We start from the raw sequence: 23,697 nt of genomic DNA, 5'->3' as shown, positions 1-23,697 counted from the left end.
CGTCATGTCCGCTTCCCCGGCGTTTTCTTTGCAGGCGCGGCCTGGTTCGCGGCGGCGGCGGCCTCGGCCTCCGGGCTCAGCCGCACGATCAGGCGATCCTCGAGCCGCAGGTCGACCATCACGATGTCGCGCCGCAGCAGGCCCTCGTTCTTTTCCAGTGCCGCCAGCCGCGCCCAGGCCGCCTCCGGATTCTCCTCCGGCAGCCGGGCGACGACGCCATTGTCGAACTGGATGTCCCAGCGCCGGCCGCGCAGGCGGATCGCCGCCACCACATGGCCGGCCAGCAGCGGATCGGTCTGCAGCATCGCCATCAGGTCATGGGCCTTGTCGGAAGCGCCGGCCCCCACCAGCAGCAGCAGACCGGCGAAATCCGCCTGGTCGATCTCCTGCAGCACCCGGCCATCCTCGTCCACGAGATAGACGCGGCCATCGATCTGCCAGCGGGCGAAAGGCTCGCGCTCCTCGATCTCGATATGCAGGGTGTCGGGCAGCTGGCGCCAGACGGTGGCCTGCCGGACCCAGCCGATCGTCTCCAGCCGGCGCCGCAGGGAATCCAGGTCCAGCGACAGGATCGGATCGCCGCGCTCGACCTCGACGGCGGCGGCCAGCATTTCCAGCGGGGCATGTCTGCGCCCGCGCAGATTCACCTCGCCGACCCGCAGGTCGACATTGGCACCCGCCTTGCCCATCGCCTGCTGCAGCGCCAGCCGGGCCTGCGCCGGCAGGTCGGTCTGGAACCAGGCGAAGGTGCCGCCGCCGATGGTGCCGGCCAGCAGCACGGCCAGAAGACCCCAGCGGATGCGGCGCCAGAACACCGAGCGCGGCTTGCGGCGCGCCGGCGGCAGCGGCCGGCAATAGCCCTTCGGTCGTGGCGGCGGCAGGGTCGGCGCGCAGGGGGCGCAGGGGCGGTCTTCCGGCAGCACGATCAGCGACCGCATGAGGCATCCTCCACCATCCAGCGCACCAGCTGGCCGAACGAGATGCCGCCATGGGCGGCGATTTCCGGCACCAGCGACAGCGGCGTCATGCCCGGCTGGGTATTGATCTCGAGCAGGTAGAAACGGCCCGGCTCGCCGGCAGTGTCGTCGTAACGCCAGTCCGACCGCGTGGCACCGCGGCAGCCCAGCAGCTGGTGCGCCTTCAGGGCCTGGACGCAGATCTCGTCATAGACATCCCGGTGAACCGGCGCCGGCATCAGATGGGTGGCCTTGCCGTCGGTGTATTTGGCTTCGTAATCGTAGAAACGGCCATGAGCGCGGATCTCGATGGCGCCGAGCACCCGGTCGCCCAGCACGGCAACCTGGATCTCGCGGCCAGGGATGTAGCGCTCGACCAGCACATGCTCGCCGAATTTCCAGTCGGCATCGTCCTGCGGCTGGTAATTGTCGTTCTCGAAGACGATATGCACGCCGACCGAGCTGCCCTCGTTGAGCGGCTTGATCACGTATGGGTGCTGCATCACCGGCCCGGCCAAGAAAGCCGAGCGATGCACGACCTTGCCCTCGGCCAGCGGCAGACCGTGGCTGCGCCATATATCCTTGGCCATCGGCTTGTTCATTGCCAGCGCCGAGGCCATCACGCCGGAATGGGTATAGGGAATGCCCATCACCTCCAGCAGGCCCTGCACGCAGCCATCCTCGCCGAAGGGGCCATGCAGCGCATTGAAGGCGACATCGGGCCTGACCTTCGCCAGCTGTTCGGCGATGTCGCGGCCGACATCGATCTCGCTGACGGCGAAGCCTTCCTCGCGCAGGGCCTTCGCGCAGGCACGGCCGGAGGTCAGCGAGACCTCACGCTCCGACGACCAGCCGCCCATCAGGACCGCCACATGCTGCTTACTCATGGCTGCCCTCGCCCTTCTGCACACCAATGCGGCGGATTTCCCAGCGCAGGCTGACACCGCTGCTGTCCTTCACCCGCCGGCGCACGGTCTCGCCCAGCATTTCGAGATCGGCGGCCGTGGCACCGCCGCGGTTGATCAGGAAGTTGCAATGCTGCTCGGAGACCTGGGCATCGCCGACGACGAGGCCGCGGCAGCCGGCGGCATCGATCAGCTGCCAGGCCTTGTGCCCTTCCGGGTTGGCGAAGGTCGAGCCGCCGGTGCGCGAGCGGATCGGCTGGCTGCCCTCGCGCGCGGCCTGGATCTCGTCCATGCGGGTCTGGATCGCCGCCGGATCGCCGGCCGTGCCCTTCAGCCGGCAGGCAATGAAAATCCAGTCCTCCGGCACGCCGCAATGGCGATAGGAGAAGCCCATATCGGCGGGCGACAGGCGGTGCAGGTTACCCTGGGGGTCGAGTGCCTCGGCCCAGACCAGCACGTCGCGGAACTCGCGGCCATAGGCGCCGGCATTCATGCGCAGGCCGCCGCCGATGGTGCCGGGAATGCCGCGCAGGAATTCAAGCCCGGCAATGCCGGCGCGCTGCGCGGTCATCGCCACATTCACATCGGGCGCACCGGCACCGGCAACAATCTCGTCGCCTTCGGCCGTCACCTCGACGAAACCCCGCCCCAGCCGGATCACCACACCGGGGATGCCGCCGTCGCGCACCAGCGTATTGGAACCGACGCCGAGCACGGTGACCGGCACATCGGCCGGCCGGTTCTTCAGGAACGCGACCAGATCCTCGCGGTCGGCCGGGCGGAACATCACTTCCGCCGGGCCGCCGACGCGGAACCAGGTCACATCGGCCAGCGGCGCCTGCACGGCCAGGCGACCGCGCAACGGCGGCAGCCGTGCGATCAGGTCGTCCGGCCGGAGCTGCGCCGCCGCCATCATGCCGCCCCCCTGCCCAGCAGCGCCTGCAGCTCGCCCGGCAGCGCGTTGGCCCAGGTGGTGATGTTGCCGGCACCGAGGCAGACCACGAGGTCGCCGGCCACGGCTTCCTTTGCGACGATCGCGGCCAGCTGGTCCGGCGCCGGCAGCGCGATCACCCGGCGATGGCCGCGCACCCGCAGGCCCTCCACCAGCGCGTCGCGGCTGACGCCCTCGATCGGGTTTTCGCCGGCGGCATAGACGTCGGCGACGATCACCGTATCGGCATCGTTGAAGCAGGAGCAGAAATCCTCGAACAGGTCGCGCAGGCGGGTGTAGCGATGCGGCTGCACCACGGCGATCACCCGGGCGGTGTCGCGCCCGGTCAGGGCCTGGCGGGCGGCCGACAGCACGGCGGAGATTTCCACCGGATGGTGGCCGTAATCGTCGACCACGGTAATGCCGCCGGCCTCGCCGGTGATGGTGAAGCGACGCTTGACGCCCTTGAAGCCGCCGAGCGCGCGGCGCACCACGTCCGCATCAAAGCCCATCTCGCTGGCGATGGCGGCCACGACCAGGGAGTTCTGCACGTTATGTCGGCCGAACATCGGCAGGTGCACGCCGGTGATGGTCTCGACGGCGGTGTGGGCGCGGTCGGCAATCTGGATGTCGTAATGGGCGCCGCGGTTGTCGAAACGCAGGTTGACCGCGCGCACATCGGCCTGCGGCGAGAAGCCGTAGGTCACCACGCGCCGGTCGGTGATCCTGCCGATCATCGCCTGCACTTCCGGATGGTCGATGCACAACGTGGCGAAGCCGTAGAACGGGATGCTCTCGATGAACTGACGGAAACCGTCGCGCACCCTGTCGAAGCTGCCATAATGGTCAAGATGCTCGGGGTCGATATTGGTGACCACGGCAATCGTCGCCGGCAGCTTGAGGAAAGTACCGTCGCTCTCGTCGGCCTCGACCACCATCCATTCACCGGCCCCGAGCCGGGCATTGGTGCCGTACGCATTGATGATGCCGCCGTTGATCACGGTCGGGTCCATCCCGGCCGCCTCCAGCAGGGCGGCAACCAGCGAGGTGGTGGTGGTCTTGCCATGGGTGCCGGCAATGGCGATGGCCCATTTCAGGCGCATCAGCTCGCCCAGCATCTCGGCGCGGCGCACCACCGGGATCAGGCGGGCACGGGCCGCCTTCACTTCCGGATTGTCAGCCTTTACTGCCGACGAGATCACCAGAACCTCGGCCTGCTCGACATTTTCGGCCCGATGGCCTTCGAAAACGGTGATGCCGAGATCGCGCAGGCGCTTGACGTTATAGTTGGCGGCGATGTCGGAACCCTGCACCTGGTAGCCCAGGTTGTGCATCACCTCGGCAATGCCCGACATGCCGATGCCGCCGATGCCGACGAAATGGATGATCCCGATATCGAGCGGCAAAGCCCTCATGCCGCGTTCCTTTTCACTGATGGAGTCCTGCGGGTGGTCTGCGGTGCCGGTGCGGCCGGCTTCACGGCGGCCGGTTCGGCGATCATGCGTTCGACCAGGTCGGCCAGCGCCTGTGCCGCCAGCGGGCGGCCGACGCTGCGGGCGGCAGATGCCATGCGCGACAGGGCGGCCGGATCGGACAGCAGGTCGGTGAAGGCGGCGGCCACGCGCTCGACGGTGAAGCGGTCCTGGGCGATCACCACGGCACCGCCGGCCTGGGCCAGCGCCTGGGCATTGGCGGTCTGATGGTCGTCGGTGGCATGGGCATAGGGCACCAGCAGCGACGGCCGGCCGATCACGGCGATTTCCGCCGTGCTGCCGGCACCCGAGCGGCTGACGACGAGGTGGGTGGCCGCCAGCCGCTCGGCGACATCGCCGAAGAAGCCGGCCACGTCCGCCTCGATCCCGGCGGCCGCATAGGCGGCACGCACGCGCTCGAGATCCTCGGGCCGGCATTGCTGGGCAACACGCAGGCGACGGCGCAGCTCCGGCGCCAGCGCCGCCAGCGCGCCGGGCACCACATCGGACAGCACCCGCGCCCCCTGGCTGCCGCCGATCACCAGAATGCGGATCGCCTGTCCGGGTTCGCTGTAGGGAACATCGGCGGCGGCGAGGATGGCCGGGCGGACTGGATTGCCGGTCACCGTTGCCGCCGCCGAGGCCGGCAGGAAACGCGTGGCGGGAAATGATGTGGCGATGCGGCTGGCGCGCTTTGCCACCAGCCGGTTGACGCGGCCGAGCACCGCATTCTGCTCGTGCACCAGCACCGGCAGCCGGCGCAGGCGGGCCGCCAGCAGCAGCGGCAGTGCCGGATAGCCGCCGAAGCCGACCACCGCGGCCGGCCGGGTCAGACCCAGCAGCGCCAGCGCGGCAACCACGCCGCGCGCGATGTCGATGGCCGCCATCAGCTTGCCGCCAAGGCTGCGGCCGGTCGGGGTGCCGGCGGGAATGCGGTAGAGCGGCAGATCGGGCAGGTTCTGGCCGAAACCCTTGCCGCGCGTGTCGGTGACCAGACCGACGCGATGGCCGCGGCGCAGCAGCTCGGCTGCCAGCGCCTCGGCCGGGAAGACATGGCCGCCGGTGCCGCCGGCAGCAAGCAGGACGGGCTGGTCGAGCATGCGCGGATTGCCGGTCGCCGTCATCGCAGCACCCCGTTCTCGGGCCGCCAGCGGGTCAGTGCCAGCAGCATGCCCATGGCCAGCGCCAGCGCCAGCAGCGACGAACCGCCATAGGAGATGAAAGGCAGCGTCATGCCCTTGGTCGGCAGCAGGTGCAGATTGACGCCGATATTGATCAGCGCCTGCAGGCCGAACTGGGTGGTCAGACCGGCGGCGGCCAGCAGCACGAACAGGTTGTTCTCGGTCATCAGCCGCGAGAAGCAGCGCAGCACGATGAAGGCAAAGACGCCGACGATGGCCAGGCAGACCAGCAGCCCGAATTCCTCGCCGGCGACGGCGAAGATGAAGTCGGTATGGGCATCGGGCAGCACGCTTTTCACCGAGCCCTCGCCCGGGCCGCGGCCCCAGATGCCGCCGGCAGCGAAGGCATCCATGGCGCGCTCGATCTGGTAATTCTCCTTCGCCGCCGGATCGAGGAACTTGTCGATGCGGGCGGCCACATGCGGGAAGACCAGATAGGCGCCGAAGATGCCGGCCAGGCCCAGCGCGCCGAGACCCAGCGCCAGCACGATCGGCAGACCGGCAATGAAGAACTGCGCCAGCCAGACCGCCGTGACCACCACCGCCATGCCGACATCCGGCTGCTGCAGCAGCAGCAGCACGGTCAGGCCGCAAAGCCCGGTCGAGATCGCCCAGCCGGGAAAGCCGGTGCCCTTGCGCCATTCGGCGAACAGCCAGGCGGCAACCACGGCAAAGGCCGGCTTGACGAATTCGGAGGGCTGCACGCTGAGACCGCCGAGATACAGCCAGCGATGCGCGCCCTTGACCTCGACGCCCATGAAGAAGGTCAGCACGACGCCGCACAGGGCCGCGATGAAGGTGACGGTGGCGATGCGGCGCACGCTGACCGGATCCAGCAGCGAGACGCCGACCATGATCAGCAGTGCCGGCACCAGGAAGACGATCTGGCGCTGCACGAAGTGGAAACTGGGCAGGCCGATGCGCACCGCCACCGCCGGCGAGGCGGCCAGGGTCAGCACGGTGCCGATGGCGATCAGGACCGCCACCGCGATCAGCAGCCAGCGGTCGACCGTCCACCACCAGCGGCCGAGCACGGAAGTATCGGTGCGCGAAAAGGTGATCATGCCGCCGCTCCCTCGGCCTGCCCGGCGCGCATGGCGACCAGGCGGATGAATTCGTCGCCGCGGTGCTCGAAGCTTCGGAACTGGTCGAACGACGCGCAGGCCGGCGACAGCAGCACGACCGCATCCTTCAGGCCGTCGCGCCGGGCGGCGGCCAGCGCATCGTCCAGCGCCCTGTCGAGCGTGGCGCAGATGGCGTGCGGCACGGCATCGCCCAGGGTGGCGGCGAAATCGGCGGCAGCCGCGCCGATCAGGCTGGCATGGCGGATGCGCGGGAAATACGGGCGCAGCGCGGCGATGCCGCCCTCTTTCGGCTTGCCGCCGGCGATCCAGTAGATGGCCTCGAAGGAGGCGAGCGCGCGGGCCGTCGATTCCGCATTGGTCGCCTTGGAATCGTTGATGCAGGGAATGCCATCGACCATGCCTGCCCGCTGCAGCCTGTGTTTCAGGCCGGGGAAGCCGGCGATGGCAGCGCGGATCGCGTCCGGCTCCAGTCCGGCCGCCCGCGCCGCAGCATAGGCGGCGGCGATATTCTGGCCGTTATGGGCGCCCGGCAGCGCCGGGAAATCCAGTGCGAAAACCGGCCGACCATTCTCGTGCAGCATGCCGCCGACGGCGCTGACCCCCTCGTCCAGCACGCGCTCGATCGACACGGGCACGATGTGGCGGCCGCTGTTCCCGGCCGCCAGCCGCGCATGGATGACGCGGCAGGGTTCGTCGTCGACGCCGATCACGGCGGTGTCGCCCGGCCCCTGGCCTGCGAAGATCCGCGCCTTGACCGCAGCATAGTTTTCCATCGTGCCATGGCGGTCGAGATGGTCCGGCGTGATGTTGAGCAGCACGGCGATGCGGGCATGCCAGCCCGGCGTCAGGTCGATCTGGTAGGACGACATCTCCAGCACGTAGCTGCCCTCGCCCGCCGCCAGCCGCGGCAGATCGAGTACCGGCACGCCGATATTGCCGCCCAGCACCGCGCGCTGCCCGGCCGCCTGCAGGATATGGGCCAGCAGGGCCGTGGTGGTCGACTTGCCGTTGGTGCCGGTAACGCCATAAACGACGGGGGCCACTTCGCGCAGCAGCAGTTCGATATCGCCCACCACCGGAATGCCGAGGCGGGCGGCGGCCGCGGCCACGTCATGCGGCGCCGGATGGGTCAGCGGCACGCCCGGCGCCAGCAGCAGCCCGGCGCAGCCCGCCAGCGCGGCATCGTTCAGCGGCACGGTCCGGAAGCCGGCCGCCTCGGCGGCGACACGCGAAGCGGCATTGTCGTCGCCCAGCCGCACCCGTGCCCCGCCGGCAACCAGCGCCCGCGCCGCCGCCAGCCCGCTGCGCGCGAGGCCGAACACCGCCCAGGTCTGTCCGCCGGTATGGGTGAGCGCGATCATGCGGTCCTCAGCGCAGCTTCAGGGTGGACAGGCCGGCCAGCGCCAGGATCACCGCGATGATCCAGAAGCGGATGACGATCGTCGGCTCCTTCCAGCCCTTCTTCTCGAAATGGTGGTGCAGCGGCGCCATGCGGAAGACCCGCTTGCCGGTCAGCTTGTAGGAGGCCACCTGCACCATCACCGACACGGTTTCCAGCACGAACAGGCCGCCGATGATCGCCAGCACCAGTTCGTGCTTGGTGATCACGCTGATGGTGCCGAGCGCGCCGCCCAGCGCCAGCGAACCGGTATCGCCCATGAACACCGTGGCCGGCGGCGCGTTGAACCACAGGAAGCCAATCCCTGCACCGAGCAGGGCACCGCACAGCACCACCAGTTCGCCGGCGCCGGCGACATAGTGGATCTGCAGGTAGTTGGCGAAGACGGTATTGCCGACCAGATAGGCGATCAGGCCGAAGCTGGCTGCCGCGATCATCACCGGCACGATGGCCAGGCCGTCGAGGCCATCGGTCAGGTTGACGGCATTGGAGGCACCGATCATCACGAAGACGGCGAATGGCAGCATGAACCAGCCGAGATTGAGCAGCACGTCCTTGAAGAAGGGCACGGCGAGACTGGTATTCAGCGGTGCGGCAGCGATGGCATAGATCCATGCTGCGGCACCGCCGGCAATCACCAGCTGCAGGCCGAGCTTCAGCTTGCCCGGCACGCCTTTCGGATTCTGCTTGGTCACCTTCAGGTAGTCGTCGTAGAAGCCGATCAGGCCGAAACCGAAAGTGACCAGCAGCACCACCCAGACATAGCGGTTGCCGAGATCGGCCCACAGCAGGGTGCCGACGCCGAGGCCGAGCAGGATCAGGAAACCGCCCATGGTCGGCGTGCCGCGCTTGGTCAGCAGATGGCCTTCCGGTCCGTCATCGCGGATCGGCTGGCCCTTGCCCTGGCGGGCCCGCAGCCAGTTGATCAGCGGCTCGCCGATCAGGAAGGCCAGCACCATCGCGGTCAGGATGGCGCCGCCGGTCCGGAAGGTCAGATACCGGAACAGGTTGAAGATCGTGAATTCGTCGGCCAGCGGATAAAGCAGAAGATAGAGCATCGGTCGCGGTTGTCCTTGTCACCAGCCGTTGGCGGCGCGCGGCTGCGGCGCCGGGTTGAGCAAATCCTCGACAATCCGGCCCATGCGGCTGCCGAGCGAACCCTTGACCAGCAGCACGTCGCCACTGCGGATCGCGCGGCGCAGCGGCTGGACCAGTTCCAGCGAATTGGCGGCATGATGGCCCCGCATTGCCGCCGGCAGCGCGTCGTACAGCGCCCGCATCAGCGGCCCGGCGGCAAACACCTGGTCGATCCCCTCGCGCTGCAGGTCGGCAGCGAGGCCGGCATGGGCGGCTTCGGCCTCGGGGCCGAGCTCCAGCATGTCGCCCAGCACGGCGATGCGGCGGCCGCGCGGGCCCGGCTTCGCCATCGCCAGCACCGAAAAGGCGGCACGCATGCTGGGCGGGCTGGCATTGTAGCTGTCGTCGATCAGCTCGATGCTGCCGCCATCGCGCCAGTCGATGGTATGCCGTTCGCCGCGGCCCTTCGGCGCGGTGACGCCGGCCAGCGCCATGCCGGCCTCGGCCAGGTCGGCGCCGACGATCTGCACGGTGGCCAGCACGCCGAGGGCGTTCAGCACCCAGTGCCGGCCGGGCGCACCGATCTTGAAGGTGATTTCATGGCCGAGAATCTCGGCGGTGACGCAGGAGCAGGTCGAATGCGGCACGTATTTCACCAGTCGCGCCTGTGCCTCGGGGTGCTCGCCGAAGCCGATCACGTCGGCGGCGCCGGCGGCACGGGCGCGGGCCGCAACCCGCTCGAAATGCGGATTGTCGCGGTTGATGACGGCGACGCCGTCGACCTGCAGGCCGGCGAAGATTTCGGCCTTGGCATCGGCGATCTCCTCCACCGAACCGAAATTCTCCAGATGCACCGCCTCGACCGCGGTGACGATGGCAATATGCGGTCGTGCCAGCAGGCTCAGCGGCTCTATCTCGCCGGCATGGTTCATGCCCATCTCGATCAGCGCGAAGCGGCTGTCGACCGGCATCCGTGCCAGCGTCAGCGGCATTCCCCACTGGTTGTTGAGATTGCCCATCGTGGCATGGGTAGCACCCTGCCGGCTGAGCACGTGACGCAGCATTTCCTTGGTCGAGGTCTTGCCGACACTGCCGGTTACCCCGATCACACGGGCTCCGCAGCGCTGGCGCGCCGCAGCCGCCAGGTCGTTCAGGGCCTGGAAGGTGTCGCGCACCTTCAGGATGTTGGCGCCCGGCGGCAGGGTTTCCGGAATGCGGTCGACCACCGCGGCGGCGGCACCCTTGGCCAGGGCATCGGCCACGAAGACATGACCATCGAAATTCGGCCCGCGCAGCGCGAAAAACAGGTCGCCGAAAGCGACGCTGCGGCTGTCGATCGAAACGCCGGTGGCAGTCCAGAAGCCGGCAGTGCTGCCCTGTGTGGCGCTGGCGGCTTCGGCGGAGGTCCAGAGCGCGAAAGCTTCCATTAATATTTACCCCCATATGGTGCGATGCCCGGACCAGAACCCGCATCCGCCGCTGCCACGGCATCGCGCGCCACCCGCACATCGTCGAAGGGATGCGTTTCGCTCCCCACGATCTGGCCCTGCTCATGTCCCTTGCCGGCCACCAGCAGCAGATCGCCCGGCTGCAATCCGGCCACGGCCGTATGGATCGCCACTCCGCGGTCGCCGATCTCGATGGCATCCGGGCAGGCGGCAAGGATCGCGGCGCGGATCACCGCCGCATCCTCGCTGCGCGGATTGTCGTCGGTGACGATGACGCGGTCGGCCAGGCGGGCCGCAATCTCCCCCATCAGCGGACGCTTGCCGCGGTCGCGGTCACCCCCGCAGCCGAACACCGTGACAAGACGGCCGGCGGCATGCGGCCGCGCCGCCTTCAGCGCGGTCTCCAGCGCATCGGGGGTATGGGCATAATCGACGAACACCGCCGCGCCGTTGCGCCGCATGGCGGCCGCCTGCATACGGCCCGGCGCGCCGGCCAGGCCGGGCAGCAGATCCCAGGCCGCGGCGACATGGTCGCCACAGCCGGCCACAAGACCGAGCGCCGCCAGCACATTGCCGGCCTGGAAGCCGCCGATCAGCGGCAGCTGTGCCGTCCGGCGCACGCCGAAAGCCTCGACTTCGATATCGAGGCCGGCAGCATGCGGCACCGCCGACAGCAGCCGCAGCTCGGTGCCGAGCTGGCCGTAACGGATCAGCCGGTGGCCACGCCTGGCGCAGACCGCCTCGACCTGGGCGCCGACGGCGCTGTCCATGTTGATCACCGCGGCGGCCCCCGGCGGCAACAGCACTTCGAACAGCCGCAGCTTGGCCGCCAGATAGGCCTCCACCGTCGGGTGGTAGTCCATATGGTCGCGGGTCAGGTTGGTGAAGGCGGCCGCCTTCGGCACGATGCCGTCCAGGCGATACTGGTCGAGGCCGTGGCTCGAAGCCTCCAGCGCCAGATGCTCGACGCCGGCCTGCCTGGCCCGCGCCAGCAGTTCATGCAGGCGCACCGGATCCGGCGTGGTATGCGCGACCGGCTCGTCGATGCCGTCGCCATGCAGGCCGAGCGTGCCGAGACTGGCGCTGCGCAGGCCGAGGCCGGCCCAGAGCTGCGCCGTGAAATGCGCCACCGAGGTTTTGCCGTTGGTGCCGGTAACGGCGGCGATGGTCGCGGGCTGGGCGCCGAAGAAAGCCGCCGCCATCAGCGCCAGGCGGCGCCGCGGATTGGTGTCGGTGACAAAGGGTATCTGCTGCGCCAGCACCGGATCGGCATGGTCGCTGAGCACGGCGACGGCGCCCTTGGCGCGGGCGTCCGGGATGAAGCGGTGGCCATCGGCATGGCTGCCGCGCAGGGCCGCAAAGACAAAGCCCGGCCGCACGGCGCGGCTGTCGGCGGTCAGGCCGGCGACATCCAGGCGGGCCAGATGCGGGGCGAGCGGCAGGTCGCGGCAGAGATCACTGAGACGCAAGTTTCTTCTCCTGCGTCTGGCCCGGGCCGGGCTGGCCGGGAATCGGGACATACATCGCCTGCTTGATGGCAGGCGAGTTCTCGTCGACCGGAGCCACGCCCAGCAGCGGTGCGATCCGGCTGATGATGCGGCCGGCGGCCGGCGCCGAGGTCCAGCCGGCACTGGCGAAGCCATAGGTGCTCTTGTTACCCTTCGGCTCGTCCAGCATCACCTGCACGATGTAGCGCGGGTTGTTCATCGGAAAGCCGGCGATGAAGGTGTTGAACAGCGCCTTGCGGTTATAGCCGCCATGGGCGCCGACCTTTTCCGAAGTGCCCGTCTTGCCGCCGACCAGATAACCGTCGACGCCGGCCTTCTTGCCGGTGCCGTCCTCGACCACCAGCAGCATCAGCTTGCGCATGGTGTCGCTGACGTCGCGCCGGATCACCTGGCGGCCTGGCGCCGGCAGGCCCGGCGGCCGCTTGATCAGGGTCGGCGGATGCAGCACGCCGCCATTGACGATGGCCGCCGTCGCGGTGGCGAGCTGCAGCGGCGTCACCGACAGGCCGTGACCGAAGGAGATCGTCATCGTCTCGGTGGTCTTCCAGTTGCGCGGCACCAGCGGCGCACCGACCTCCGGCAGCTCGATGGCCGGCCGCGACAGCATGCCCAGCCGCGCCATGAAGTCGCGCTGGCGGTCGGCACCGACATCGACGGCCATTTTCGCCGAACCGATATTCGACGAATACATGTAGATTTCCGGCACGCTGAGCCAGCGGCGCTTCGGATGATCGTCGTGGATGGTGAAGCGGCCGACCTGGATCGGATGGGTGGCGTCATAACCGCCGGACAGTTTGACGGTGCCGTAATCCAGCGCCATCGCGGTGTTCAGCGTCTTCATGGTCGAGCCCATCTCGTAGACGCCCAGCGTGATGCGGTTGAAGCGCGCATCCTTGCTGGCGTTGCCGGGATCGGCCGGATCGAAATCCGGCAGGCTGACCATCGCGAGAACCTCGCCGGTATAGACATCCATGACGATGCCGCCGCCGCCGATCGCCTGGAAGTTGTCGATCGCGCGGGCAACCTCGTCGCGCATCACATGCTGGACGCGGATGTCGATGCTCAGTTCCAGCGGATCGCCGGTGCGCGCGGGATCGCGCAGCTGTTCGTCGAAATGCTGCTCGATGCCGGAAATACCCTTGCCGTCGATATCGGTATAGCCCAGCACATGCACGGCCAGCGGGCCCTGCGGATAGACGCGGCGCTGCTCGTCGTGGAAATACAGCCCGGGAATGCCAAGCCGGTTCACCTGATACTGCTCGCGCGGGGTCAGGCCGCGTTTCAGCCAGACAAAGCTGCGGCCCGAGGCAAGCCGGGCCTGCAGTTCGCCGGCCGACAGGTCGGGCAGCACCTGGGCAAGACGGACCGCTGCCTCAGCCGGGCTCAGCACCTTGCGCGGATCGGCATAGAGCGAAGCAATCTTCAGGTTGGTGGCAAGGATGTTGCCGCTGCGGTCGACGATCGGCTGGCGATCCATCAGCGCGGTGCGGGCGGCAAGGTCCGGGTTGACGCTGCGCACCGCCACCGTCTCGGCTTCGCCATGCAGCACCGTCAGCTCGACCAGCCGGCCGGCCAGCAGCGTGAAGGCCAGCGAAAACAGGCCGATGCCGATCACCAGGCGGCCGCGGCTGAGATCCAGCGCCTGCTTGGCGGCCCCTTCGAGGCGCACAAGCCCCGGCCGCCCCGGAAGATCGGACGGGGTGCAGGGCATCTTCGGCTTCGGCTGGCGGCGGAACGGGGCCATCACGGCGTCCTCCCGCCGGATTTGCCGGACGGCGCCAGCGACCGCTGCATGGCCCCCAGCACGGCGGAGACCTCGGCTTCCAGATTGGGCGACGCCGTATCGGCAGGCCGGGCGGCGACGCGCAGCGGCGCCACGTCCGGGCGATCCTGCGGCAGCGGCACGCCCGCCACGGCGGCAGCGGCGGCCGGAGCTGTCGGCGCTGGCATGGAGGCCATCGGCGGCAGGGCCTGCCCGGGCGCCGCCGGCCTGTCCGGGGTGCCGCGATCCTGCCGCCAGGGCAGGCTGTCCACGGTGACGATGTCCTTCGCGGTGGCGGGGCGCATCTCCAGCAGGCGCTGCGCCTTTGCCTGCAGGTAATCCGGGCGGGTCAGGTAGCTCCACTCGGCCTGCAGCACGCCGATGGTCTCGCGTTCCTGCAGCAGGGCGCGGTTCAGTTCGGACAGTTCGTCCTCCAGCCGCTGCACCTCGTAGGACAGCTGGTAGAGGCCGAAGGACACCACGGCCAGCAGCAGCAGGGCGAAAAGGGACAGGCCGCGGCTCATGCAGCCTCCTGCAGATCGTCGGCCGGCCAGGCCGGCGCGGCCGTGCGGATTGCCGCCCGCAGCTTGGCCGACCGGGCCCGCGGATTGGCAGCCACCTCCGCCTCGCCGGCAGCCAGGGCGCCCTTGTGCAGCAGCCGGAAGGACGGTGCGCGCGGCGCGACATCGGCCACCGGCAGATGGCGCGAACCGCCGGCCATCTTGCCGGTACGGCGGTCGAGGAAGCGCTTGGCCACACGGTCTTCCAGCGAATGGAAGGTGACGATGGCCAGCCGCCCCTCGGGGCGCAGCAGGGCCTCGGCACCGGCCAGGCCGCGGCGCAGTTCGCCCAGTTCGTCGTTCACCGCGATGCGCAGGGCCTGGAAGGTGCGGGTTGCCGGATGGATGCCGGGCTGGCTGCGCACCACGCGGGCGACGATCTCGGCCAGCTGGCGGGTGCGCACGATCGGCGCCTCGGTGCGGGCGGCAACGATGGCGCGGGCGACGGCGCGCGAGCGGCGCTCCTCGCCATAGAGATAGATGATGTCGGCCAGCTCCGCCTCGTCGCGGGTGTTCACCAGGTCGGCAGCCGTCTCGCCGGTATCGCCCATGCGCATGTCGAGCGGACCGTCCTGCTGGAACGAGAAGCCGCGCGCGGCCTGGTCGAGCTGCATGGAGGAAACGCCGATATCGAGGGCGACGCCGTCCACGGCTTCGATGCCGATGCCGGCCAGCAGGCCGGCCATGTCGCCGAAACGGCCCTGCAGCAGGCGGAAACGGTCGGGATGGGCAGCCGACAGTCGGTCGGCATGGACCTGCACGGAAGGGTCGCGGTCGATGCCGATGACCCGGCAATCGGCCGCCGCCAGCAGGGCAGCCGAATAGCCGCCGGCACCGAAGGTGCCGTCGACATACACCTCGCCGGCACGGGGATCGAGCGCCGACACCACTTCCGCACACATGACTGAGAGATGCGCCGCCTTCGCGGCATTTTCATGGCCGGCGGCAGCGCGGTTGCGATCCGCCGCGCTCACGATCCGCTCCCGCCGCGCAGCCAGGCGGCGGCCTTCGCCCGCGCCTCGGCGGCACGGGCCTCCCAGGCCTTCGGTTCCCAGATCTGGAAGGAGTGGCGGCGGCCGACAAAGACCGCCTCGCCCGGCGAAGCCAGCCCGGCATGGCCGAGGAACGGGGCGCCAAGCTGCACCCGGCCTTCCTGGTCGAGACTGAGTTCGCTGAGAAAGGGCAGCAGGCCGTCGATCAGCATCTCGCGTTCCGGATGCAGGTCGGGCAGCTCGTCGATCCGGCGGTTGAGGCCGTCGAGATAGTCGCGGCCGCCGGCCACCAGGGCCGGTGCGGTGATGTCGGGGCCGAGGATCAGGCCGCCCTCGGCGCTTTTGCGGGCCAGCAGGGCACGGTACGGCGCCGGGACGGAAACCCGGCCCTTGGCGTCGATCTTGTTCCGAAAGGTTGAGAGGAAGAATTCCACCCCAGCCGCCCCTGTCCATACGCTCCCAGGGCTACCCCCGTCGGGCAGTCTCGGCCTGGGATGAGATGGGATAACATGGTGCTATATGGGCGTCAATGGATTTTAACCCTTCCTTCATGGCGATTCGCCTTAATGTTCTCCGATACTTGCGGCCAGCAATGTCCTAATAAATTCCCAAAATGTTCTCTTTATATTCCATATCTGCCAGCTTGTGCCGGCCCCGACCCGGCTCTAAACCGGTAGCCATGACCCTGCCCCGGAACCAGACCGCCCCCGCCTGCCGTTCCGGCCTGCCATCCGCGCCGGCTGCGGCGCTGCTGCTGCGGGCCCTGCTGTCCCTGGTCCTGCTGCTGCCGGCAGCCATGCCCGGCGCGCAGGCCGCCAGCATGAACGAGTTCCTGCCGCGCGATGTGCCGGTTCTGAAGCGGTTTTCCGTGGTCGCGTCCACCGCCAACAACCAGTGCCTGACCACGCAGCTGGTGCGCAACGACCCGAAGCGGGTGCTGGCGGCCGTATTGCTGCAGCCCTGCGAGTTCAGCCTCGACAACCAGACCCAGGGATTTTTCATCAGCCGGCCGCTGGTGGAGCGCGGCTTCCAGATCTTCTTTGCCGCCAATCCCGCCTACTGCATGGCGATGGAGCCGCGCAGCCGGCTGCTGGTCGTTTCCGGCTGCGCGCTGAACAACCAGATGCTCGACGAACTGCCGCAGCTCTGGGACATCCGCGGCGGCGGGCTGTCGCTGCGCGATACGCAGGGCAAGAGATGGTGCCTCGACACCCGTGCCAAGCAGGGCTTCTCGATGCTGTTCGAGCCGCATTTCATCGAATGCCCCGACATCATCCCCGATGCCTTCATCCTGCGGGTGAACCGCTGAACTTCAGCGCCGCCCGGGCCGGCGCCGCAGCCGGCGCCAGCCGATCACGATGCCGCTGACCGAGATCACCAGCCCCGCTCCCGACATCGTCCACAGCAGGATGTCCCAGGCCGGCCGCCCGCGCAGCAGGACCGCGAAGTCGAAGCTGTGCAGCGCATTGAACAGCCAGCGATAGGCGCGCCGGCTGGCATCGCTGCGACCGAGGATTTCTCCGGTTTCGGGATCGAGGTGGAACCAGGTCGCCTCGGGATCATCGAAGACCGCGCGCAGCACCGGCAGCCGGCGCCGGTGATGATGCGAGTACCAGTAGGCATCTTCCTCGGTCAGCAGGTCCTGCCGCCGGAGGCCGGCCTCCGGCATCAGTGCCCGCGCCGCCGCGAAGATCCCGGCTGCGGCGGCGCCACCGGCGACATGGCGGCGGCCGGCTGCGTCGTGACCGGCCAGCAGCGGGTGGCCGCCGAGCCAGGTCAGGTGCAGGTCGACCAGATCTGCTGCCGGCCAGACGGCCGGCAGCGGGAAATCCGGCGCCGCATGGCCGGCGTAACGCTGCAGGGCGGCATCGGGTGTGCCGCCCCCGCCGAACCAGTGATTGGGATTCATCGACAGCCAGCCGCTGAATATCCACGCCACCAGGAACAGGCTGCCGATCAGCCCCGAAAGGTGATGCCACTGCATCCAGCCGCGATAAGGCGTGATGCGCCCGCGGCTGTAGCGACGGCGCAGCCGCAGCCGCTGGATGCCGATCCAGAGCCCGCTGACGGCGACGACAATACCGGGGCCCGACAGCCACAGCACAACATCCCGCCACAGAGGCGCATCCGCCCGCAGAGGCGTGAAATAAATCCAGTGCGGAATGGCGCCGAGCCAGTTCCACAGCCTTTCGCTGCGCGTCGTGTCGAGTGCGATCTCGCCGGTGGCGGCCGAAACATAGAGTTCGGTGCCGGCCGCGTCGTGGAGCGCCACCAGATGGAAGGGCCGCAGGGAGTCATAACGCGCCGTCACCGTCCACTGGTCGCGCGTCACCGCGCCGGCCGGCGTTGCGTCAGGAGCCATCATGCGGATCGCCGCCAGCGCCTGCGCGGCAGGCACAGTGTCGATGCGGCGGCCGTCGGCGGCCGACACCGCCTGCCTGCGGCCATCCCAGCCGGTCAGGCGCCAGACCGGCTCCACACCCAGCATCTCCAGCCGCAGGGTGCGGGGAAACCGCCCCTGCCCGGCCGCCGACAGCGCGGCGGCCGGATCGATCCGGACCAGGCCGGGATCGAGCGGCGGCAGCCATTGCCGCCGCTCGTCATCCGACAGGGCCGGAAACTGCACATACATCATCACCACGCCGGAGACGAACCACGCGGCGAAGAGGATGCAGCTGCCGATGCCGAGCCAGCGGTGGCTGAGATACAGCCACCGCTGGAACAGCCGGCCCGCCCGGTGCGAGACCCGGACCATCAGAAGCGGATGCTGGTCGAGACCATGGCGGTGCGTGGCCGGCCGAGCAGCCACTGGTCGCCGCCATAGGCATTGGTGGCATAGACCTCGTCGAAGATGTTGAACACCTTCAGGGCCACGCTGGTGTTTTCCTCCGGCGACCAGGCGATACCGAGATCGACGACGGCATAGTCCGGCCGCTTCAGCGTGTTGGCATTGTTGCTGTAGGTCTCGCCCACATACTGCACGCCGCCCATTGCCTTCCAGTCCGGTGCGAACCCCCAGGTCAGCCACAGATTGGCCAGCCGCTCCGGCACGTTGGACGGCGTGTTGCCGGCGCGGGAGACGGCGACGCCCCCCGAGCTTTCCCTGAAGTCGTCGAAGCGGGCATCCAGCAGGCTGGCATTGGCCTCCAGCCGCAGATTCTCCAGCAGGTCGAACGCGAAGGCCAGCTCGACGCCCCGCGAGGATTGCTGGCCGATCTGCTGGGTAACGTTGGGATTGGCCGTATCGCGCGACAGCAGGTCGTGCTTGACGATGTGGTAGCCGGCCAGCGTCCATTCGCCGCGGCCGTTCAGGATCGACTGCTTGACGCCGATCTCGGCCTGTTCGGCCGTGGCCAGCGTGAAGGCGCTGCTGGCGGCAGACAGCGTAACGATACCGCCGACCGGGTCGACGGCGGTGGCATACTGCCCGTAGATGGCCGTGGTATCGGTGAGATCGTACACCGTGCCCAGCCGCCAGGTGACATTGGCAAAGGTCTTGCTGAACCCGTTCGACGCCGTGATCAGATCCTCGCGGGTCATGTGCACATTGTCGTAGCGCAGGCCGCCGACCACCGACCAGCGGTCGGTCAGGCTGAGCCGGTCTTCGGCGAACAGCGCATATTGCGTGGTGTCGGTGTCGTATTTTGGCTTGGTGATGTCCGGACTGCTGAACAGCCCCGGATCGAAACTGTAGGGATCGACCGACGACGAGCCGCCATAGGGCGAGTTGTTGGTGTGGCGGAAATCGATCCGGCTGACATCCAGGCCGACCGTGGTCTGGTTGCGCAAGCCGAACAGGCTGTTCTCCAGGCTGGCATCGGCACGGTTGCCGTACTGCTCCTGCGCATGCAGGATTTCCAGGTAATCGGCACGGTTGATCAGGCCACTGCCGGAGTTATGCGTGTAATCCTCGATGTTGCGCCAGTGCCGGTCGCTGACCAGCAGGTAGCTGGTATTGGTCAGCGTCAGGGCATCGGTGGCCTCCCATTCCATCTTCAGCTGGGTCCAGTTGTCGCGATAGGTGATCACGCTGTCGAGCGCGTTGTAGCTCTTCTTCCGCAGCGATTCATCCAGCGCGCCATTGACCAGCGGTGTGCCGAAATAGCGCATCGGCTCCTGGTTGCCGTAATCGTTGCGCAGGGTGACGGCAAAACTGTCGGAAATATCGGCCCGCAGGGCCAGCGACAGGGCGAGGCTTTCGGAATCGCCGCGGTCGATCCAGCCATCCGACTGGCGCCTCGACACATCGGCCCGGTAGGACAGCCTGTCGGTGAGCGGCCCGCCGCTGCCGGCCGCCGCATGCCAGGTCATGTCGGACCCGAAGGACAGGGCCGCCTCGTGCTCGTAGCGGGTGCGGTTCGGCGCCTTCGGGATCACGTTGACGGCACCGCCGACCGCGCCCGCGCCGTACATCACCGAGGCGGGACCATGCAGCACCTCGATGCGGTCCAGCGTCCAGGTGTCGAAGGGAAAGGTGACGGTGCCGGCACCGACGGCAAACTGGGTGCCGTCATAGAGCTGCACCACCGAGCTGTGACCGCTGAAGCCGCGTGCCGACAGGGCGGTGCCGCCATTGCCGGGCGATGCGGAGGTGCTGAACCCCACGGCGCGGGCGGCCGCATCGTTCACCGAGGTGGCGCCGCGTTCGCGGATGGTGGCGCCGGGGATGATCTCGACGCTGGCCGGGGTTTCCATCGGCGTCAGGCCGAGCCGGCTGCCGGTGCTGGCCGGGACATTCAGGTTCAGGCTGTTTTCCTGCGGCGCATTCGCCTCTTCGGGCGCCTTGTCCGCAGAGACCGTGATGGCCGGCAGCTGCGCCGGCCGGTCTTGCGCAGCAGCAGCCGACAGGATGGACAGGAAAGCCGCGCCGCCCAGAAGGGCGGGCAAACGGATGGACTGCATGTCTTACCCCCAGGTCAGGATTCTTTGGATTACCGGGATATTGATATATGTAATGTTATAACATTACATATATGCAGCCATGCAAGCCCATGTCGATACGGGCCATTGCGTGGCAACCGGAGTCAGATACGGACCGGGCGGACAACGCCTGGGCCGCAGCACCGCTAACGGGGAGAGGGAACGGGTACGGTCATGGGTCGGACCTCGGGCAACGTGTGGCACGTCACCGCGAACAAGGCCCTCTCCGGCATGCACAGACCCGGCATGCGGAGAAAACACCCATCGAGACACCCCGCCCGACGCGTTCGCGTGTGACCACGACTGATGGCAGGTCTCCTGGCTCGCGGGTCGGTGCCTGCCGCCGCCTTCCCGGCGCCGATGCGCCAGTGGCTGATGTGACGGAAGACTCGCCGCTTACAGTTGCGGGGGCAGCCGCGGCTTCGGACGGATCGTCCTCACCGCGTTCCCTGTTAGGCCCTTGCGGGCACCATCGGCGCGGACACTGCCAGCAGCCGTGCTGCGAGTCAATTGCAAAGCATCCGCGGAAAAGCGTGCCAGACGGCCTGTAAGCCGGGTTCTGTCCACCCACTCGCATGGGCTGGACGGCCATTCCTCTGGGATGCCCGTTGCCGGACACCTCGCGCGACCGACCCGGATGGCAAGCCGGAAACCGCTCCGCAGGCTCACGCCTGCCGCCATCCCTATTTGGTCTTGCTCCCGGTGGGGTTTGCCGTGCCGCTTCCGTTGCCGGTCGCGCGGTGCGCTCTTACCGCACCCTTTCACCCTTGCCATATGGCTTGCGCGATATGGCGGTCTGCTCTCTGTGGCACTGTCCCTGGGGTCGCCCCCGCCGGGCGTTACCCGGCACCGTGTTTCCGTGGAGCCCGGACTTTCCTCGATGTCTTGCAACACCGCGGCCGTCCAGCCGTCTGGCACCGGGCACAGGTACGGCCCCGGCCGGTCGCCGTCAAGCCGGGAAATCGCCGCCGCCGGAACGAAGCCGGCGTCAGGCGTCGGCTGGCCGGCCGGCGCCGACCCGGCGCACCGTCACCTGTTCGGCAATATGGTGGATGAGGCTGGTGGTCTCGGCATCGCTGATGCCATCGACCTGGGCCGGGCGCCAGTGCCGCTGGAATGCGCGCACCACCGCCTCGGTCAGCGGGTCATACAGGCCGCTGCCCTCGATGCCGTACCCGATGCGGTCGAGCGCCAGCTGCAGTTCCAGCACGGCGCCGTTGCGCTCGCCCGCCGCCAGCACCGGTGCATGAGGCGAGACGCGGAAACTGTCGGCCCACCAGCGGCCGAAGCCCGCCGCCGCCAGCCGGTGCCAGGGGAACAGCTCGCCCGGATCTTCCTTGCGCTGCGGCGCGATATCGGAATGGCCGACATAGTTGCCGGGCAGAATTTCATAGCGCTGCGCGATATCGCCCAGCAGCGCCAGCAGGGCATCAACCTGCGGCTTGGGAAACTCGCGATAACCGAATTCATGGCCCGGGTTGACCAGCTCGATGCCGATCGAGCGGGCATTGACGTCACGCACGCCGCGCCAGAAGGAGATGCCGGCATGCCAGGCGCGCTTGCCCTCGTCGACCAGGCGATAGGTCGTGCCGTCCTCGTCGATGCAGTAATGCGCGCTGACTTTGGCCTCGGGGTCGCACAGCCGCTGCAGCGCCGCCTGCGCGGTCGGCATGCCGGTATAATGCAGCACCACCGTATCGACCGGCCGGCGGCAGTTGCGATCGTCGAAATTCGGCGATGGCCGATCGACCAGCCTGATCATTCCCCGGCCGCCTTCTCCGATGCAGGCGCCAGCGCGGCTTCGCCCGGGCGGGCACCACGGGCCTCGGCGACCTTGGCCTCGCGCAGCGTCACGATCAGCACGCCGATCAGCGTCATCGCCGAGCCGATCACCACGCGCTCGCTGAGGCGCTCGTCGAGGAACACGATCCCCGACAGGATGCCGAGGATCGGCGCCAGCGTGAAACCGGGATTGACGATGCTGACCGGATAGCGGCGCAGCAGGAAATAGGCGCCGCCATGGCCGACCAGCGACACGCCGAGCACGGCATAGACGATCATGGCCCAGTGTTCCCACTCGGCGGACAGCATGCTGGCGGTCTGCCCGCTTTCGGCCAGGAACGAGATCATCAGCAGGCTGGGTGCGCTGACCAGGCCGACCCAGGCCTGCATCTCGAAGGTGCCGACATCACGGATGCGCCGCACCAGTATCTGGCCGAACGACATGGCGAGGACGCTGCCGATGCAGAACAGGATCGCGGTGTGATAGCCCATCACCTTCGGGTCGAAGCTGATTACCATGGTGCCGAGGAAAGCAAGGGCTATGCCAAGTCCGCGCTTCCAGCGCACCCGCTCGCCCAGCATGCCCCAGGCCATCAGGGTGGAGATCGGCACGCCGAGCTGGATCACCACCGCCACCACGGCGACATCGTCGGCCAGGGCGATGCCGTTGAACATCAGGGTGAAATGCAGCGTGCCCATCAGCAGCGCCGCGGGGATGACCAGCCGCATCTGGCCCGGCTGCCATTTCAGCCAGGGCAGCATCAGCAGGCCGACGCCAAGAAAGCGCAGCCCGGTGAAGAAGACGGGCGGAAACTGCGTGACCGCGATCTTCGATGCGACAAAGTTAAAGCCCCAGATCGTGCAGATCAGCAGCATCAGGGCGAGATGTTGAGGCTTCATGGGCCGGGACCCTAGCAAACCGGGCTGCTGGCGGGCTACGGTTGTTTACCCACCGGGCCATGCGCTGGCTGCAAGGGGGGTATGCGGGGCAGCAACGGATGCCGCGCCCTGCCCGCTTTCGAGGCACCGCGAACAGGGAAACAGCATGGCCAGAGCGAAAAGTTCCGCCGCCCGGACGCCCGCCGCTACCGGGCGCAAATCCGCTGCCGGCAGCCCGCGCCGCGCCATCGTCTCCTCCGCGCATCTGGCCAGCGAAAAACTGGAAGGTCTCAGCGAGTTCGAATTCGCCCTGATGATGACCGGCAATGCCTTTGCCCGCTGGATCGTGCGCTGCATGGGCGCCGCCAATGCCGCAATGGACGGCCAGGGCGACCTCGCGGCGCTGGATGTGATGGTGCTGCACGGGGTGAATCACCGCGAACGGCCGAAACGGCTGGCCGATCTCTGCCTCGTGCTGAATGTCGAGGATTCCCATACCGTCAATTACGGCCTGAAGAAGATGGTCCGCCTCGGCCTTGTCTCCGGCACCCGCAAGGGCAAGGAAATCTTCTACAGCACCACCCCGAAGGGACAGGCCCTGTGCCTGGAATACCGCAAGATCCGCGAACAGCTGCTGGGCCAGGCCTTTGCCCTGATCGGCCAGCCCCGGGCCGGACAGGCACAGGGCGACCTGTCGCGGGTGGCCGAGCTGATGCGGGCCCTGTCGGGTATCTACGACCAGGCGGCCCGTTCCGCCGCCTCGCTGTAGGCATCTGCCGGACGTTGACAATTTGTCAACGTTTTGTAACCGTCTGCCTCCACTGCCACCGCGCCCCGGAG

The 23,697-nt window shown here is 68.3% G+C and carries 20 protein-coding genes, 1 other RNA gene and 1 riboswitch; of the genes, 2 read left to right on the top strand and 19 right to left on the bottom strand.

Annotated features, from left to right (window positions below):
* Window positions 1-2: 2 nt before the first annotated feature.
* The 14 genes from ACEQZY_RS04455 to ACEQZY_RS04390 all read right to left on the bottom strand — a co-directional run bounded on the left by ACEQZY_RS04455 (window position 3) and on the right by ACEQZY_RS04390 (window position 15,710).
* Window positions 3-938 (bottom strand): cell division protein FtsQ/DivIB, encoded by a 936-nt coding sequence (locus ACEQZY_RS04455; RefSeq protein WP_370152616.1) that lies wholly within the window; start codon window positions 936-938, stop codon window positions 3-5.
* Window positions 926-1,843 carry a D-alanine--D-alanine ligase gene (locus ACEQZY_RS04450; protein ID WP_370152614.1) on the bottom strand — a complete coding sequence of 306 codons (918 nt, stop codon included), beginning with the start codon at window positions 1,841-1,843 and terminating at the stop codon, window positions 926-928. Before ACEQZY_RS04450 ends, ACEQZY_RS04455 begins: the two co-directional genes overlap by 13 nt.
* Window positions 1,836-2,777, bottom strand: coding sequence for a UDP-N-acetylmuramate dehydrogenase (gene murB, locus ACEQZY_RS04445; RefSeq protein WP_370152612.1), 942 nt, complete (start codon window positions 2,775-2,777; stop codon window positions 1,836-1,838). The genes ACEQZY_RS04450 and murB overlap by 8 nt, the downstream gene beginning before the upstream one ends.
* Entirely contained in the window at window positions 2,774-4,207 is a 1,434-nt protein-coding gene (gene murC, locus ACEQZY_RS04440; protein ID WP_370152610.1) for a UDP-N-acetylmuramate--L-alanine ligase, read from the bottom strand. Before murC ends, murB begins: the two co-directional genes overlap by 4 nt.
* Entirely contained in the window at window positions 4,204-5,388 is a 1,185-nt protein-coding gene (murG, locus tag ACEQZY_RS04435; protein ID WP_370152608.1) for an undecaprenyldiphospho-muramoylpentapeptide beta-N-acetylglucosaminyltransferase, read from the bottom strand. Before murG ends, murC begins: the two co-directional genes overlap by 4 nt.
* Complete coding sequence (gene ftsW / locus ACEQZY_RS04430; protein WP_370152605.1) at window positions 5,385-6,509, bottom strand: putative lipid II flippase FtsW; 1,125 nt, start codon at window positions 6,507-6,509, stop codon at window positions 5,385-5,387. The genes murG and ftsW overlap by 4 nt, the downstream gene beginning before the upstream one ends.
* A complete protein-coding gene (gene murD, locus ACEQZY_RS04425; RefSeq protein ID WP_370152603.1) occupies window positions 6,506-7,891 on the bottom strand; it encodes a UDP-N-acetylmuramoyl-L-alanine--D-glutamate ligase in 1,386 nt (461 codons plus the stop codon). Before murD ends, ftsW begins: the two co-directional genes overlap by 4 nt.
* A 7-nt stretch (window positions 7,892-7,898) precedes the next feature.
* A complete protein-coding gene (mraY, locus tag ACEQZY_RS04420) occupies window positions 7,899-8,987 on the bottom strand; it encodes a phospho-N-acetylmuramoyl-pentapeptide-transferase (protein WP_341705219.1) in 1,089 nt (362 codons plus the stop codon).
* An 18-nt stretch (window positions 8,988-9,005) separates the two neighbouring features.
* Window positions 9,006-10,433 carry a UDP-N-acetylmuramoylalanyl-D-glutamyl-2,6-diaminopimelate--D-alanyl-D-alanine ligase gene (locus tag ACEQZY_RS04415; RefSeq protein WP_370152600.1) on the bottom strand — a complete coding sequence of 476 codons (1,428 nt, stop codon included), beginning with the start codon at window positions 10,431-10,433 and terminating at the stop codon, window positions 9,006-9,008.
* The gene (locus ACEQZY_RS04410) at window positions 10,433-11,923 is read right to left on the bottom strand and encodes a UDP-N-acetylmuramoyl-L-alanyl-D-glutamate--2,6-diaminopimelate ligase (RefSeq protein WP_370152597.1); all 1,491 of its coding nucleotides are present in this window, start codon (window positions 11,921-11,923) and stop codon (window positions 10,433-10,435) included. The genes ACEQZY_RS04415 and ACEQZY_RS04410 overlap by 1 nt, the downstream gene beginning before the upstream one ends.
* Entirely contained in the window at window positions 11,910-13,706 is a 1,797-nt protein-coding gene (locus tag ACEQZY_RS04405) for a penicillin-binding protein 2 (protein WP_341705220.1), read from the bottom strand. Before ACEQZY_RS04405 ends, ACEQZY_RS04410 begins: the two co-directional genes overlap by 14 nt.
* Window positions 13,706-14,248, bottom strand: a complete 543-nt coding sequence (locus ACEQZY_RS04400) for a hypothetical protein (RefSeq protein ID WP_370152594.1) — start codon at window positions 14,246-14,248, stop codon at window positions 13,706-13,708. The genes ACEQZY_RS04405 and ACEQZY_RS04400 overlap by 1 nt, the downstream gene beginning before the upstream one ends.
* Entirely contained in the window at window positions 14,245-15,186 is a 942-nt protein-coding gene (gene rsmH / locus ACEQZY_RS04395) for a 16S rRNA (cytosine(1402)-N(4))-methyltransferase RsmH (RefSeq protein ID WP_370153117.1), read from the bottom strand. Before rsmH ends, ACEQZY_RS04400 begins: the two co-directional genes overlap by 4 nt.
* Before the next feature lie 68 nt (window positions 15,187-15,254).
* Entirely contained in the window at window positions 15,255-15,710 is a 456-nt protein-coding gene (locus ACEQZY_RS04390; protein ID WP_341705805.1) for an MraZ family transcriptional regulator, read from the bottom strand.
* A gap of 245 nt (window positions 15,711-15,955) precedes the next feature.
* Here ACEQZY_RS04390 and ACEQZY_RS04385 point away from each other — a divergent pair, with 245 nt between their 5' ends.
* Window positions 15,956-16,585 carry a hypothetical protein gene (locus tag ACEQZY_RS04385; protein WP_370152591.1) on the top strand — a complete coding sequence of 210 codons (630 nt, stop codon included), beginning with the start codon at window positions 15,956-15,958 and terminating at the stop codon, window positions 16,583-16,585.
* 3 nt (window positions 16,586-16,588) lie between these two features.
* Here ACEQZY_RS04385 and ACEQZY_RS04380 read toward each other — a convergent pair whose 3' ends face one another.
* The 5 genes from ACEQZY_RS04380 to ACEQZY_RS04360 form a co-directional block, all read right to left on the bottom strand.
* Entirely contained in the window at window positions 16,589-18,085 is a 1,497-nt protein-coding gene (locus tag ACEQZY_RS04380) for a PepSY domain-containing protein (protein ID WP_370152588.1), read from the bottom strand.
* Window positions 18,031-20,178 carry a TonB-dependent receptor gene (locus tag ACEQZY_RS04375; protein ID WP_370152586.1) on the bottom strand — a complete coding sequence of 716 codons (2,148 nt, stop codon included), beginning with the start codon at window positions 20,176-20,178 and terminating at the stop codon, window positions 18,031-18,033. Before ACEQZY_RS04375 ends, ACEQZY_RS04380 begins: the two co-directional genes overlap by 55 nt.
* A gap of 308 nt (window positions 20,179-20,486) precedes the next feature.
* Window positions 20,487-20,685: riboswitch (cobalamin riboswitch) on the bottom strand.
* Between the two features lie 43 nt (window positions 20,686-20,728).
* Window positions 20,729-21,111, bottom strand: an RNA gene (rnpB, locus tag ACEQZY_RS04370) — RNase P RNA component class A.
* A gap of 73 nt (window positions 21,112-21,184) precedes the next feature.
* Window positions 21,185-21,958 (bottom strand): N-acetylmuramoyl-L-alanine amidase, encoded by a 774-nt coding sequence (locus ACEQZY_RS04365; RefSeq protein WP_341704291.1) that lies wholly within the window; start codon window positions 21,956-21,958, stop codon window positions 21,185-21,187.
* Window positions 21,955-22,878, bottom strand: a complete 924-nt coding sequence (locus tag ACEQZY_RS04360) for a DMT family transporter (RefSeq protein ID WP_341704290.1) — start codon at window positions 22,876-22,878, stop codon at window positions 21,955-21,957. Before ACEQZY_RS04360 ends, ACEQZY_RS04365 begins: the two co-directional genes overlap by 4 nt.
* A 145-nt stretch (window positions 22,879-23,023) precedes the next feature.
* Between ACEQZY_RS04360 and ACEQZY_RS04355 the strand changes: the two genes are divergently transcribed.
* Window positions 23,024-23,626: a winged helix DNA-binding protein gene (locus ACEQZY_RS04355; protein ID WP_370152582.1), complete on the top strand. Its 603-nt coding sequence runs from the start codon at window positions 23,024-23,026 to the stop codon at window positions 23,624-23,626.
* Window positions 23,627-23,697 lie beyond the last annotated feature (71 nt).

Source organism: Ferrovibrio sp., from assembly GCF_964218355.1.
GTDB lineage: Bacteria > Pseudomonadota > Alphaproteobacteria > Ferrovibrionales > Ferrovibrionaceae > Ferrovibrio.
Note: the sequence above shows the minus strand (reverse complement) of the source record. Positions and strands in the feature narration are given on the sequence as shown.